The sequence below is a fragment of the Alkalimonas delamerensis genome (assembly GCF_030717955.1).
Taxonomy (GTDB): Bacteria; Pseudomonadota; Gammaproteobacteria; order Enterobacterales; family Alteromonadaceae; genus Alkalimonas; species Alkalimonas delamerensis.
Genome location: NZ_JAUZVY010000002.1, coordinates 227,509 through 239,046 on the forward strand (window position 1 = coordinate 227,509; position 11,538 = coordinate 239,046).

Annotated in this window: 11 protein-coding genes; all 11 read left to right on the top strand. The window is 50.5% G+C overall.

What is annotated here, in order from left to right; translation table 11 throughout:
- Positions 1 to 220: 220 nt before the first annotated feature.
- From Q3O59_RS05565 to Q3O59_RS05615, 11 genes are read left to right on the top strand one after another with little or no spacing between them, the layout of a single operon-like run.
- Entirely contained in the window at positions 221 to 877 is a 657-nt protein-coding gene (locus tag Q3O59_RS05565; RefSeq protein ID WP_440132268.1) for a methyl-accepting chemotaxis protein, read from the top strand.
- Between the two features lie 12 nt (positions 878 to 889).
- Positions 890 to 1,174, top strand: coding sequence for an STAS domain-containing protein (locus tag Q3O59_RS05570; protein ID WP_305944635.1), 285 nt, complete (start codon positions 890 to 892; stop codon positions 1,172 to 1,174).
- 42 nt (positions 1,175 to 1,216) lie between these two features.
- Positions 1,217 to 1,582, top strand: coding sequence for a response regulator (locus tag Q3O59_RS05575; protein WP_305944636.1), 366 nt, complete (start codon positions 1,217 to 1,219; stop codon positions 1,580 to 1,582).
- A gap of 30 nt (positions 1,583 to 1,612) precedes the next feature.
- Positions 1,613 to 3,547, top strand: coding sequence for a chemotaxis protein CheA (locus Q3O59_RS05580; RefSeq protein WP_305944637.1), 1,935 nt, complete (start codon positions 1,613 to 1,615; stop codon positions 3,545 to 3,547).
- Positions 3,544 to 4,035, top strand: a complete 492-nt coding sequence (locus Q3O59_RS05585; protein ID WP_305944638.1) for a chemotaxis protein CheW — start codon at positions 3,544 to 3,546, stop codon at positions 4,033 to 4,035. Before Q3O59_RS05580 ends, Q3O59_RS05585 begins: the two co-directional genes overlap by 4 nt.
- A 25-nt stretch (positions 4,036 to 4,060) precedes the next feature.
- Positions 4,061 to 4,504, top strand: a complete 444-nt coding sequence (locus Q3O59_RS05590; protein ID WP_305944639.1) for a BLUF domain-containing protein — start codon at positions 4,061 to 4,063, stop codon at positions 4,502 to 4,504.
- A gap of 31 nt (positions 4,505 to 4,535) precedes the next feature.
- On the top strand, positions 4,536 to 6,548 hold the full coding sequence (locus Q3O59_RS05595) for a methyl-accepting chemotaxis protein (protein ID WP_369812354.1): 2,013 nt from the start codon (positions 4,536 to 4,538) through the stop codon (positions 6,546 to 6,548).
- Entirely contained in the window at positions 6,548 to 7,384 is an 837-nt protein-coding gene (locus tag Q3O59_RS05600; protein WP_305944640.1) for a CheR family methyltransferase, read from the top strand. Before Q3O59_RS05595 ends, Q3O59_RS05600 begins: the two co-directional genes overlap by 1 nt.
- A complete protein-coding gene (gene cheD / locus Q3O59_RS05605; protein ID WP_305944641.1) occupies positions 7,377 to 8,006 on the top strand; it encodes a chemoreceptor glutamine deamidase CheD in 630 nt (209 codons plus the stop codon). Before Q3O59_RS05600 ends, cheD begins: the two co-directional genes overlap by 8 nt.
- Entirely contained in the window at positions 7,996 to 9,042 is a 1,047-nt protein-coding gene (locus Q3O59_RS05610; protein WP_305944642.1) for a protein-glutamate methylesterase/protein-glutamine glutaminase, read from the top strand. The genes cheD and Q3O59_RS05610 overlap by 11 nt, the downstream gene beginning before the upstream one ends.
- Before the next feature lie 53 nt (positions 9,043 to 9,095).
- On the top strand, positions 9,096 to 11,114 hold the full coding sequence (locus Q3O59_RS05615) for an ATP-binding protein (RefSeq protein ID WP_305944643.1): 2,019 nt from the start codon (positions 9,096 to 9,098) through the stop codon (positions 11,112 to 11,114).
- Positions 11,115 to 11,538 lie beyond the last annotated feature (424 nt).

The window sequence follows — 11,538 nt, forward strand, 5'->3', positions numbered from 1 at the left end:
GGTTGCAATCAATACCACTCAAAACGATGCGGTGAGCACCTTAGCCGATTCGTTTACTGAGCTCAAAAACCTGTCAGAATTTCAAAGCAACGAAATTATGAAACTGCTGCACTCGGATAAAACCGAATCCGGCGAAACCTGGATGGAAGACTTTGCCAAGGACACGGCAGCGACGCTGGACAAATTTGTCGAAACCACGGTGCACATGTCGGCCTCGTCCATGGGGTTGGTTGAGCAGGTCGATAAAATTAACGCCTCGGTGCCAGATGTACTCAAGGCCCTGCAAGACATCGATCAGATTGCTTCTCAAACCAATTTACTGGCGCTGAATGCTGCCATTGAGGCAGCGCGGGCAGGCGAGGCGGGAAGGGGCTTTGCAGTGGTTGCCGATGAAGTGCGCTCACTATCCACGCGATCCGCCGGCTTTAGTGAGCAAATCCAAAAGCGTTTACGATTAATGGCAGAACAGATCCAAAGCTTGACCAAAGACATCGGTGAGGTCGCGGCTCAGGATGTCAGTTATGTGATGGACGCCAAGAAAAGCGTGCAGCATGCCATGCAGCAACTGGTGGAAAAGGCTGGTCAGGATCACATTCATGCGCAGCACCTCTCAGAAAACACTGAAGTGCTGCAACACACCCTGCATAAGGCCATCCGAGGGCTGCAATTTGGGGATATTAATTCTCAAAATTTAACCTATACCGCTGAAAGTATGCATTTCATCAAGCAACAACTGCTTGAGCTTCAGCGCTGCGATATTGCCTTTACAACTGCTGACTTTGCAAAGCAGCTGGACCACGTCCATGCATACCGACAAACACGGTCAAACCCGGTGTCCTCTACCTCGGTTGAAGGTGGGGACGTTGATTTATTCTAAAGAGAAATAATTATGTCTGAACATCGCACCATTCGTCTGCCAGAGCGCTTTGACTTTAGCTACCATAAAAATTTTAATGCGCAATACGAGCCTCTATTGACTGAGAGAGGGATAAAAAGCCTGGAGCTTGATTTCAGCCAGGTCAATTATCTGGACAGCTCGGCTTTGGGCATGATGGTATTGCTGGCAAAAAAAATGCAAGGCGTTGGAGTCGGCTTATCCATCACCGGTGCGCATGGTACGGCCAAAGACATCATTGAAATGGCCAATTTACACAAGCTTTATACCTTCAAATAATCATTGTACCTGCAGTGCACAGGTGCAACTAGGAAGTACGCTATGACAAAACACATTTTAATTGTTGATGACTCCGCATCCATTCGCCAAATGGTCGAAGTGACCTTAAAGTCGGCTAAGTACCAGGTCACAGCGGCCAAAGATGGTCAGGAAGCCTTTGATCTGTGCCAAAAAAATCAGTATGCCTTTGTGCTCACTGACCAAAACATGCCCCGAATGGATGGCCTCACCTTAATTAAGTCGTTACGTGGCCTTCCCAACTACCGAACTACTCCAATCGTGGTGTTAACCACCGAAGCTGGTGATGACATGAAAGCCAAAGGGCGGGCAGCCGGAGCTACTGGCTGGATGGTCAAACCCTTTGACCCGGCAAAGTTGTTGCAAGTGGCCAGTAAAGTTTTAGGCTAAGGCTGTGTCCTCAACCAAAAGGGCGGGATTATGTCGATAGATATGAGTCAATTTCATGGGGTTTTTCTGGAAGAGAGCCAGGAACACCTAGATGATATTGAGCGTTTATTAATGGCACTCGATTTGGCCAACCCCGATCTGGAAGAGCTAAACAGCATTTTCAGAGCGGCGCACTCCATCAAAGGTGGCAGTGGTATTTTCGGCTTTGAAGCCTTGATATCCGTGACCCATGTGATGGAAAACCTGTTCGACAAAGCCCGCCAACGCCAGTTTACCTTTCACAGCAAGGTGGTGGATGACTTGCTTAGTGCCGTTGATGTACTTCGGACCCTGTTAGGCAGCTACCGTGAAGGCCATGAACCCGATTGGAGCTTGGTAGAGTCTACCACCAAGCAAATTGAATGGCACCTTAACGGCGATGCCAATCAGGATGACGATGGTTTTGGTTTTTTTACCGATCCGGCAGAGCACCAGGAGCAAGAACAAGGGTTTGGCTTTTTCAAAACGGAACCGGTGCAAAGTGCCGATGCCGATGATGGCTTTGGTTTTTTTGACGGCGAGCCACAACCAGCAGCAAAAGCGGAGCTATCGCCATCAGACAGCCAAGATGGTTTCGGTTTTTTTGAGCCTCAACCTGATGCGCAGCCGTTAGCCACTGCCTCCTCTGTAAAAGTCGACACTGGAACACCAAAGGTTAAGGTTGAGTCGCCACCAAAAAGCACAACCAAGTCGGCTTCAACGCCATCTGTGGCTGCGGCAAATGCTCGCACTGAAAATGCAGAGAGCAGCAGCATTCGGGTCGACATCAGCAAGGTGGATACTTTGGTAAATTTAGCGGGTGAATTGGTGATTACCCAATCCATGCTTAACTTGTTGGGCGCCGAAGTGGATGGGCCAGTAGCTGAACGTTTGCAAAGTGCTTTAGCCGAGCTGGAGCGCAACACCCGCGAGTTGCAAGAAAGCATTATGTCCATTCGCATGCTGCCAATGTCCTTTGTGTTTAATCGTTTTCCCCGGGTAGTGCGTGATTTGTCGTCCAAGTTAAACAAGCAGGTCGAGCTGATCATTGAAGGTGGCCAAACCGAAATCGACAAAGGGCTGATAGAGCGGCTGGTGGACCCATTAACGCATCTGGTGCGCAATAGCCTGGATCATGGCATTGAAATCCCTGCTTTACGCAAAGAGCGTGGTAAAGATGCTGTTGGGAGCTTAACTCTGCGCGCCGAGCAAAAAGGCGGCAACATCTTGATCAGTGTGGTAGACGATGGAGGCGGCTTAAACCGTGAAAAAATCCTCGCCAAAGCTCAGGAAAAAGGCATTGTGTTGTCCGATAACCCCAGCGATGCCGAGGTCTGGCAACTGATTATGGCGCCCGGTTTTTCCACCGCCGCTGAAGTGACCGACGTATCCGGTCGGGGCGTGGGCATGGATGTGGTCAAACGCAACATTGAAGCCATGGGCGGCCGCATCGACATTCAATCCGAAACCGGCGTGGGCTCCACCTTTCAAATCCGCTTGCCGCTGACACTGGCTATTTTAGATGGCATGTCGGTGTCGGTGGCCGACCAACTCTTTATTGTGCCTTTGGTCAACATTATCGAGTCTGTTCAGCCTGAAACATCGCAGCTTAAAAATATTGGCAATCAACAAATGCTGGAGCTGCGCGATGCCTACTGGCCGATAGTGCGCTTGCATCAGGTGATGGCGATTGAGGGCGCTCAGCAAGCTTCAGAACAAGCGATACTGGTGCTGATAGAAACCAGTAAAACCCGCTTTGCCTTGCAGGTGGATGATTTAATTGGCCAGCAGCAAGTGGTCATTAAAAGTCTGGAGCAACATTACCGCAGAGTAGCAGGCATCGCCGGCGCCACCATTATGGGCGATGGCAGTGTTGCCCTGATTCTGGATGTCGAGTCCCTTGCAACGCGCGTCAATGAAGTAATTGAGATAAAGGACCTGGTATGAATGCAACCAACAAAGAACCGCAGTCATCTGAAGCAGAGTCGCTGGAGTTTCTAACCTTTACTTTGGGTGACGAACATTATGGCCTGGACATCATGCGGGTAAAAGAAATTCGCGGGTACGAGCCGGTGACCAAAATTGCCAACGCCCCTCCTTTTATCAAAGGCGTGCTGAACTTACGTGGTGACATTGTCCCCATTGTGGATTTACGCCTGAAATTTGCTGTCGGGGAGGCCACCTACGATGAGTTTACCATTGTCATTATGTTGCATATTGGCGAGCGCATTGTTGGCATCGTGGTGGATGCCGTGTCTGACGTGATTAACATCAAGGCAGATGAAGTGAAGCCGCCACCAGAGTTTGGGGTGGCTTTTGACAGCCAGTATTTGCATGGTCTGGCTCCGATTAATGAGCAGATGATTATTTTACTGAACATTGATGCGTTGATCTCCAGCAAAGAGTTGGGTTTATTTGAGTCAAACGACGAATAACCCGCACCATTATGAGGAAGCAGTTATGTTGCAATACCAAATTGTGTACTACAGCACCGCCACCAGAGAGTTCACCGAGCAAGATCTCATCGAGTTGTTAAAAGTTGCCAACCAACACAACAGTCAACACGGCATAACAGGTTGCTTGGTCTATGCCGGCGGCAAGTTTATTCAATTGCTGGAAGGCGAAAGACCAGCTGTGTTGGCGTTGTATGAAAAAATCAAGCGCGATCCGCGCCATACCAATGTCACCACCACCATTGAAATGGCGGTAAACCAAAAGTTGTTCCCTGATTGGGGCATGGCGTTTAAATACGCGGACAAGGATCTACTGAAACAACACGGCACAAAAGACCCTTCCAAATGGATTTACTCGGAGTTTAATGCCGAAGCATCCCCGGGCAAGGAAGCCATCTTTAACTTTGCCGTTCGCAGCAAGCTGATGGAATCTCAAGTCCTACCACGCTAAACCGGTTTACAATGAATAGGGAAACGATGCCATGAATGCATTGATAAAAAAATTTTTTGGCTCTGAAAGAAATGCTCATGAAGCCGAAACCAGCCAAAAGCAAGACAGTCAAAACACCATGGCTGTTGCTTTAAAATCAGCGCTGGATGTCTGTCAGGCCAACGTGATGATGGCCGATGTGGACCTAAACATCATCTATGTAAATCATTCACTGGAGCGAATGCTGAAAGTCAACGAGGACAACATCCGCAAACAGTTGCCAAACTTTCGCGTTGATCAGTTGGTCGGTACCAATGTGGATGTGTTTCATAAAGCACCTGCGCATCAGCGCGGCATTATTGGCCAGCTTCAGTCGCCCTACAATACCAAACTAAAGATTGCTGGGTTGATTTTTGATTTGATTGCAACCCCAGTGTTTGATGAAAACAAACAACGGGTTGGGACGGTTGTGGAGTGGAAAGACATGACCGAAGAGCTTGCCCGCCGAAGTGAAGAGCGGGTGATTCATAACGAAAACTTACGGATCCGCGATGCACTCGATAATGTGGAAACCTGCACCATGATAGCCGATGCAGAGAATAACATTATATTTTTAAACAAAGCGGTGTTAGCCATGCTCAGGAATGCGGAGTCTGAAATTCGGAAGAATTTTCCAGACTTTTCTGCAAATAACTTACTTCACAAGAACATGGATATCTTCCATAAAAACCCGGCACATCAACAAGGCATGATAGAGCGCCTGACCTCAACTTATTCAACCACCATTCAAATTGCCAGCCGCACTTTCAAATTAACGGCCAGCCCTATTAAAAATGATGAAGGGCAACGCATCGGCACCGTTGTTGAGTGGCAGGATAGAACCGATGAGGTGGCCGCCGAGCAAGACATTGAACGCGTTGTAAAGGCTGCTGCACAGGGCAACTTCTCTGAACGAATTGATGAAAGTAGCCAAACAGGTTTTTTGAAAGTGATCGCAAAAGGATTGAATGCGCTTACTTCAACCAGCGAAGTGGCCTTGCAAGACATCAACCGGGTGCTGGCAGCCATTGCCAAAGGCGATTTAACGGCCAGGGTAACAGAGGATTATCAGGGCAGCTTTGGTGAGTTAAAAGACGGTTGCAATGAGACGGCCGATAACCTGGCCAGCATGCTGTCGGAAATTCGAGAAGCTGCAGAAACCATTAATACGGCTTCCAGTGAAATTTCTCAGGGCAATACCGACTTATCCAGCCGTACCGAGCAGCAGGCATCCAGCCTGGAAGAAACAGCCTCCAGCATGGAAGAGCTGACCAGTACGGTACGGCAAAATGCCGACAATGCCAGCCAGGCCAATACGCTGGCTGCAAAAGCTTCGGATGTTGCGGTAGAAGGCGGGTCATTGATTGAACAGGTGGTGAAAACCATGGCCTCCATCAATGAGTCAGCGCAGAAAATCTCCGACATTATTGGTGTGATTGACGGCATCGCTTTTCAAACCAACATTCTGGCATTGAATGCGGCGGTAGAAGCCGCACGAGCTGGTGAGCAGGGTCGTGGTTTTGCGGTGGTGGCGTCTGAGGTGCGCACTCTTGCGCAGCGTTCTGCCAATGCGGCCAAAGATATCAAAGCCTTGATTTCTGACTCGGTCAGTAAAGTTAATGACGGCAACCAGTTGGTTGGCAAATCGGGCGATACCATGAAAGAAATCGTCACCTCTATTAAGCGGGTCAATGACATTATGGCGGAAATTGCTGCCGCATCGGCAGAGCAATCAGCCGGTTTGGATGAAGTGGGTAAAGCCGTCTCGCAAATGGATGAAATGACTCAGCAAAATGCAGCATTAGTTGAGCAAGCCGCTGCTGCCGCTGAAAGTCTGCTGTCGCAGGCTGAGCAATTAGCGCGTAATGTAGCGCGATTTAGACTGGATGAGGACGATCAGCCGCGGGTTGGAAGAGCTGCCTTGGCGTCACCTCAAAAAGCAAAAACCAAAACGCAACTGGCTCCATCACGAAGCAAGATGGTGAAGCCGGCTAAACCGGATGAGGACGAGTGGGAGAGCTTTTGATGCAACCCCAAGGGGCGGTGGAGCGTGAATTTGCTTACAGCAAGGCTGACTTTGATGCGGTGCGTAAGCAGCTCCATTTGCTCACCGGTATTCGCCTTGCTGACAGCAAAGACTCCATGGTCTACAGTCGTTTGGTTCGACGAATTCGTGCTTTGCGACTGTCAGGCTTTGCAGCCTATTTAACCTATCTGGATAAACACCCAGAAGAGACTGAGCAATTTATTAATGCGCTGACCACCAACTTGACATCGTTTTTCCGCGAGCCGCATCACTTTGAGGTGTTAAGTACGTACCTTAAAAAACACCCAGGGCAAATAAACATTTGGTGTGCGGCCAGCAGTACGGGGGAAGAGCCATATTCCATCGCTATGGTGGTGGCCGAAACCTTTGGTCGCTTTGATGCGCCAGTGCAAATCATCGCGACCGATATTGACAGTCAGGTGTTGCAAAAAGCGCAGGCCGGAATTTACCGGGCAGACCGATTGCAGGGTTTAGATGAACGGCGATGCAAACAATTTTTTTTCCGAGGGAAGGGCTCTCAAACCGGGTTCGTCAAAGTAGTACCGGAGCTGCAAAAAATGGTGCAGTTTCGTCAACTGAACTTGTTGGATGCGAAGTGGCATATTCGGGGTCCCTTCGATCTTATTTTCTGCCGCAATGTCATGATTTATTTTGACAAACCAACCCAGTTAAAGTTGTTGGAGCGCATGGTTCGTTTGCTGACACCCAGTGGTTTGTACATCGCGGGTCATTCGGAAAACTTTGCTCAGGCTACCCATCTGGTCAAAGCCATAGGGCAAACGACCTATCGTCCAGCGGGAGGTGTGCTTGGCTGAATTTGACACCGATAATATTCATGTGGCTCCCAATCGCTACTACGACCGTCACTTTGAGCGGGATGCGGTCAAAATTTTACCGGGAGAGTACTTTGCCACCACCTCGGACACGCTGATTGTGACCGTTTTGGGCTCTTGTGTCTCTGCCTGCATTCGTGATCGTGTGTCCGGTATTGCTGGCATGAACCATTTTTTACTGCCCAACGATGGCAGTGGTCAGGACAACCTGTTATCGGAGTCGGCTCGCTACGGCGCCTACGCCATGGAGATCCTGATTAACCACCTGATTAAATTAGGCGCGCGTCGGGATCGGCTCGAAGCAAAAGTGTTTGGTGGGGGCAATGTGCTCAAAGGTTTTACCGCCATCAATGTGGGTGAGCGCAATGCCGAGTTTGTCTTGGATTATCTGAAGCTTGAGCACATCCCTGTGGTAGGGCATGACTTACTCGATATTTATCCCCGCAAAGTCTATTTTTTTCCGGATACCGGCCAAGTGCTGGTGCGCAAGATAAAATCGCTGCACAACAGCACCATTATGGATCGTGAGAGTGCGTATCGGATGCAGCTAAAAAGAAAGCCAAGCCACAATGTGGATCAGGATGTGGAGCTGTTTGATGATTAAGGTATTGGTGGTGGACGACTCTGCTTTAATCCGCAGTTTGCTGAGTGAAATCATTCGCAGTGAGCCGGAGTTTATCCTGGTGGGGGCAGCCAGTGACGCTTATGCTGCCCGCGACCTGGTCAACCTTCACCGGCCTGATGTCATTACACTGGACGTTGAAATGCCAAAAGTAGATGGCCTGACGTTCCTTGAGAAACTGATGAAAGCTCGGCCCACTGCAGTGGTGATGATTTCCAGTTTAACGGAGCAAGGCGCGGATGTGACCTTGCGCGCTTTGGAATTAGGTGCAGTGGATTACTTGGCCAAACCAAAACTGGATATTGCCCGTGGTATTGAACAATACCGGCAGGATATTGTGGCAAAAATTAAAGCGGCCTCAGTAGCCAAATTATCAAGAACCAAAAACTGCCAGCCCAAAAAAACGGCCAACCTGCGTTTTAAAACCACCGAAAAGATCATTGCCATTGGCGCCTCGACCGGCGGTACCGAAGCCATTAAGGCGGTGCTCACTGAAATGCCGGTGGATAGCCCGGGTATAGTGATCACCCAGCATATGCCCGCAGGTTTTACCAGCAGCTTTGCCAGGCGGCTTGATGGCATGTGCCGGATCAGGGTATTGGAGGCGCAAGGAGGCGAACGCATCGTACCGGGGCATGCTTATTTAGCGCCGGGCGATCAACATTTAACGGTGGTTCGCAGTGGTGCCGATTATCGCATTGAACTAACGGATGGCCCTCGGGTGTCGGGCCATAAACCTTCTGTGGATGTGATGTTTCAATCGGTGGCTGATGCGGTCGGTGCCAATGCGCTCGCGGTTATTCTTACCGGCATGGGCAAGGACGGTGCTGTCGGTATTCGCTGCATTGCGGAGCAGGGCGGTTTTACCATGGCGCAGGACGAAGCCACGTCCCTGATTTTTGGCATGCCACAAGAAGCCATTAAAACCGGTTGCGTAAAGAAAGTGGTGCCGTTGGATGAAGTGAGTCAGCGCCTGATTGAAGTGCTGAACCTCATGGGGAAAGAGTACCGAATTTAGTGGTATCTTGTGCGTGCTAAGCGGGATGCCATAAGTCATCTTGGGGGTTCGTTATGCAAAAACCGCCATTACCGGATAACGAAACACAACGCTTGCAGGCACTGCAGCAATTGGCCGTGCTCGATACCGAGGCTGAAGAGCGCTTCGACCGGCTGACCCGGCTGGCCAGGCGGCTGTTCGATGTCCCTATTGCGCTGATCACCCTGGTTGATGCCGATCGGCAGTGGTTTAAATCGCGCCAGGGGCTGGATGCCTGTGAAACCGGGCGCGACATCTCCTTTTGTGGCCATGCCATTTTGCAGCCAGATGTTTTTGTAGTGCCCGATGCCAGCAAGGATGATCGCTTTGCCGACAACCCCTTGGTCACCGGCGCACCGCATATCCGCTTTTATGCCGGTGCGCCGCTCAGAACTGCCAGCGGTTATCGCATTGGTACACTCTGTGTGATTGACCGCCGGCCGCGGGTTCTGGATCAGGAAGCGCAGCACGCTTTGCGCGACCTGGCTGATTGTGTGGAGCGTGAGCTAAACACCCTGCTTGAGGAATATTTACGACGAGCGCTGGACAGCAGTGAGGATCCACAGCAAAAACTAACTGTTCAGCAGCTGCTGGCCCGTCTGTTGCAGGTGTTAAGCCAAACCACCAATGGGGTGGTTATCACCGATCGTGATGGTTACGTGGCATGGGTGAACGATGGGTTTACCCGTATCACTGGGTATTCATTGGCTGAACTGCAGGGGCGAAAACCCGGTGCGGTGCTGCAAGGGCCTGATACGGACCCCAATACGGTGAAGCAGATCAGCCTGGCATTGGCAGGCGGAGCAGGCTTTGATGCCGATTTGATCAACTACACCAAAGAGGGCACACCCTATTGGATCCGTATTCAATGCAATCCGTTACTTGATAGCTCTGGGACGATAGAAGGCTTCCTCGCCATTGAATCCGATGTCACAGAGGAAGTCACACTCAAGCAGCAGTTGCGGCAACAGAAAAACTTTCTTGAAAACATATTTCAAAGCAATATCACCGCCATTACGGTGTTAAGCGACGATGGCAGGCTGATCAAAGTCAATCGTGGTGCTGCGGCTATTTTGGGGCTTGAAGAACAACAGCTTGAAGATGGCTCCATTGGTTACAGTGATCCTATCTGGCATATCACGGATCTGCAAGGTTTGCCCATTTCACCCGAGCAACTGCCTTTTTCTCAATTAAAAGCCGGCAAAGAATCTGTGATTGATTATCGCCACAATATTGTTTGGCCCAATGGCAACTTTCGTACGCTTTCCATCAATGGCGCTGTGGTGCCGAATACAGAAGAATCAGGGACTCAATATGTGTTTTCCATCCGCGACATTACCGAGCAGTTGCGGGTTGAGCAACTAAAGAGCGACTTTGTTGCGACCGTCAGCCACGAACTGCGCACCCCACTGACTTCCATTCATGGGGTATTGGCTATTTTGTCTGCTGGTAAGCTGGGCCAGTTGAGTGAGAAGGCTGAGCGGATGATTGGGATCGCCTACGAAAACAGCGAGCGTTTGGGAGTATTGATCAACGATCTGCTCGATATGGAAAAATTAGCCGCGGGTAAGATGTCCCTCGATATACAGCAGCAGCCCCTGCTCCCCTTGCTGGCGCTGGCTGTGCGCGATAATCAGGGCTATGCCGTCCGGTATGGCGTGCGTCTTGTGCTGGACGCGGCTGATCACGGCTATCAGGTCGCAGTCGATGCAAACCGCTTGCAGCAGGTCCTGGCCAACTTGTTATCCAATGCCGCCAAGTTTTCTCCCAAAGGGGCCGAAGTGCTGATCACCGCACACCGCAAGGATGGCGTGGTTCGGGTGAGTGTGCAGGATCATGGCCCAGGCATTCCTGCGGCGTTTCACGATCGTATTTTCCAGCGCTTCGCCCAGGCGGACGCCTCAAATACACGCCAAAAAGGCGGTACTGGCTTGGGCCTTGCCATCAGCCGTGAATTGGTTGAGCAGATGGGCGGAAGCATTGGTTTTGACTCTATCGAGAGCAAGGGAACGACCTTCTGGTTCGAACTGCCGTTGAGTGCATCACCGACTTGATGGTGCAACAAGCAAATGAGTGGAGGCTACAATCATCATTGCCTGGATATCAAAACAACTGGAGCGGCTCAATCCGCGAGTGATCCCAGAGAAACAGGACTTTGCCAGGCTGCAGGTAAGGATGCTCCATGTGATTACTTTATTGCTTGCCTGGTCGTCGACGATTGGTATTGGCATTGCCACCCTGCGTGCCGTCACTATCGGCTGGCATTCTTTTATGTGGTTGCACCTGCTGATAGTGGTTGGCTTATGGAGTGTGGTCTTTCTGCGCCAGATGCTTTCATACCGCACGCGCTGCCTGTTGTTGATAGGTTTACTATATCTGGGTGCTGTTGCCGGCTATGTTGGGCTGGGGCCGGCAGCAGACGCTAAGGTTGTCTTCGTTTTTATCGCCCTGATGAGCGCCTTGTTTTTACCTTTAGGC